Below are 1,917 nucleotides of genomic sequence, written 5' to 3'. Positions count from 1 at the left end.
CTAATGTAGTGTGCGGCGTGAAGGCTTGCAGATATTACAGTACAGGCGGTTGTACGAAGAAGGCGGTAGTACTGAATTTAGCGGGACAATGCTTAAGCCTGGAAGAATTAACAGCAGCAGAAAGGGCGGCAGCAGAAGCAGCCCAGGCAGCAGCCGAAGGGGTGTTAAATTATGGAGCGTAAGGAAACAGAAGCCCAGGCACAAGCCGCCGTTTTTGATTGGGCGCGCTGGCAGCAGTCGAAGCACCCGGCGTTAAAGTCCATGTATCACGCAGCCAACGAAGGGAAGCGTAGCAGATCAGCCGGGGCGAATCTGAAACGCCAGGGAATGAAGCCAGGCGTTAGCGATATTTGCTTACCGTATGCAGCGGGCGGCTTTAATAACCTGTATATCGAATTGAAGGTAGGAAGCAATAAGGCGACGGAAGAACAGCTAAACTTTATAGACACAATTAACGCGATCGGCGGAAGGGCGGTTATTGTGTACTGTTCGGACGCAGCTATAGAAGTAATTACGGCTTACCTGGAAGGAAATATAGGCAGCCTGGATATTAAAAGCGATACATACCCGGCAGAAAAGGCAAAGCTTACGGACAAAGTAAACGAAAAGCGGTTTATAGGATTTTGCGGGATTGATTGTCGAACTTGCGATAATATGGGCTGCTTAGGAAGAAAGAATTAACGAAAGATAAAATTACCTACTAAGGAATGGCAAAGCAAGGAAATGTATCACACGTAACAGTTAACAAAGCACCAGCGGCAGAGCCTTTTAAGACTGCTGCCGCAGAAAGGACGGTTTAGGAAAATGAAAGAATGGTTAAAAAGGTTTATAGAGTGGCTTAAGAAGTTGCTTTTATTAGATTACGACGAAGAAGTAGCAGTACATTGTATCAAATGTAGCCCGGAATTATACGAAGACGTAACGGAAGGCTTCCCGACGTTCGTAATAACAAAGAATGACAAAGGGTACGAACCGGGCGACTACCTGGTATTAAAGGAATACGACGCGGAATTAGAAGCATTAACCGGGCGGACGGTTAGGACAAGTATTATGTGTATTGAAGAGGAAAACGAAGGGCTTAAGCCTGGGTATTGTGTTTTAGGCATAGAAGAAGATTGAGGAAAGGACGGTAGGAAGATATGAGAACGGCAGCAGTTGTAAACTTAAAAGGCGGCGTAGGGAAAAGCACGACAGCTATTAACCTGGCTTTAATCATGGTAAAGGTATTTAAAAAGCGCGTGTTGCTGGTAGATAACGATATACAGGCGAATGTAAGCAAATTCTTTAGCGTACATAGTTACGAATATAAAAGCATGGAAAACATATTAAGGGACGAAGAAACGATAGCGGAAGACGTTATAAGAAGCAGCGGACGTTATGGCTTAGATATTATCCCGGCTAATATGAATTTAGACGCGGCAGCAGTTGACCTTATGTTAGACCAGGAAGCTAACCAAATGACAAAGCTTAAGGAAGTATTACAGCAAGTAGAAGACCGCTACGACTATTGCTTTATTGATTGTCCGCCGGGTGTAGGAATCAACGTACTTAACGCCCTGGTAGCAGCAAATGACGTTATTATACCGATTAAGGCAGATAAGAACGCCTTAGACGGAATGGAAGAACTGACAGAGGTAATAGAAGAAGTAAGACCTTATAACCCTGGCTTGTCCCTGGTTAAATGTCTAGTAACAATGTTTACGAACGATATAGAGGTAGTAAAGGGCGAAGAAGCCTTACAGAAAAGCGAATACAGCACATTTACTACGCATATCCGCTACAGCAAGAAGGTTAACGCCTGGACGTATGAGAAGGGAAAGAGCCTGGTAGAAGTGACACCGCGAAGCGCAGCCACAAGGGACTATAAGAACCTGGCGTTAGAATACATAGACTTAACAAAAGGGGCGACAAGATGAA

4 protein-coding genes are annotated in these 1,917 nt (G+C 44.7%); all 4 read left to right on the top strand.

The window, feature by feature from the left end; all coding sequences use genetic code 11:
• The coding region (locus ACJMM4_RS08790; RefSeq protein ID WP_405384097.1) for a hypothetical protein at positions 1–182 on the top strand (182 nt) is incomplete at its 5' end.
• Positions 172–681, top strand: coding sequence for a VRR-NUC domain-containing protein (locus ACJMM4_RS08785; RefSeq protein WP_405384095.1), 510 nt, complete (start codon positions 172–174; stop codon positions 679–681). The genes ACJMM4_RS08790 and ACJMM4_RS08785, both read left to right, overlap by 11 nt.
• Before the next feature lie 123 nt (positions 682–804).
• On the top strand, positions 805–1,119 hold the full coding sequence (locus ACJMM4_RS08780) for a DUF3850 domain-containing protein (protein WP_405384093.1): 315 nt from the start codon (positions 805–807) through the stop codon (positions 1,117–1,119).
• A gap of 20 nt (positions 1,120–1,139) precedes the next feature.
• On the top strand, positions 1,140–1,916 hold the full coding sequence (locus tag ACJMM4_RS08775; protein WP_405384091.1) for a ParA family protein: 777 nt from the start codon (positions 1,140–1,142) through the stop codon (positions 1,914–1,916).
• Position 1,917: the final 1 nt, after the last annotated feature.

This window comes from Phascolarctobacterium sp. (assembly GCF_045124115.1).
In the GTDB taxonomy this organism is placed as follows: domain Bacteria; phylum Bacillota; class Negativicutes; order Acidaminococcales; family Acidaminococcaceae; genus Phascolarctobacterium_A.
The sequence above is the reverse complement of the archived record's forward strand: the minus strand, read 5'-3'. Positions and strand labels throughout refer to the sequence as shown.